This window comes from Neisseria sp. P0009.S007 (assembly GCF_051962515.1).
In genome coordinates, this window is sequence record NZ_JBQCVF010000792.1 from 1 (window position 1) to 688 (window position 688).

The window sequence follows — 688 nt, forward strand, 5'->3', positions numbered from 1 at the left end:
ATTTCACGCAATGCTTCTCCGGCCGGAGTACCTCCCGGTTCTCGCGTAAACAATACGGGCAGTTGGTGTTTTTCAAACCATGCTTTCATTACGGCGAGGTTGGTGGATTTGCCTGCGCCGTCTATACCGTCAAGGGTAATAAATCTGGGTTTCATATGGATATCGTCAATTTAAAGGCCGTCTGAAACAGGGATTATAAATATTTCAGACGGCCTATTTGGTTTATTTCTTTAAAATATATTTGCGTACGGCAGCGTTGTGTTCAGAAAGATTGTGGCTGAACTCGCTCAGGCCCGTACCATCCATTTTTGAGACGAAATACAGATATTTTTCATCAGACGGATGACCCGCCGCTTCAAGCGCGGCCTTGCCGGGAAGCGCAATCGGCGTCGGCGTCAAACCGCTGCGCGTGTAGGTATTGTAAGGCGTATCGCGTTGCAGGTCGGCTTTGCGGATTCTGCCCTTATATGCATCGCCCATGCCATAGATGACAGTCGGGTCGGTTTGCAGGCGCATGCCGATATTCAGGCGGTTGACGAATACGGCGGCCACATGGGCGCGGTCGTCTTCGTGTGCGGTTTCTTTTTCAATCAGACTCGCCATAATCAGCATTTCATACGGATTTTTATAAGGCAGGCCGCTTTGACGATCATCCCATGCTTCTTGCAGGTTTTCCCGCATTTTACGG

Annotated in this window: 2 protein-coding genes; both read right to left on the reverse strand. The window is 49.7% G+C overall.

Features of this window, described 5'->3' with window-relative positions:
- Nucleotides 1-155: dTMP kinase (locus tag ACTHS3_RS16400; protein WP_440368562.1), on the reverse strand; the 155-nt coding region annotated here is incomplete at its 3' end.
- 67 nt (nt 156-222) lie between these two features.
- The coding region (gene mltG / locus ACTHS3_RS16405; protein ID WP_440368561.1) for an endolytic transglycosylase MltG at nt 223-688 on the reverse strand (466 nt) is incomplete at its 5' end.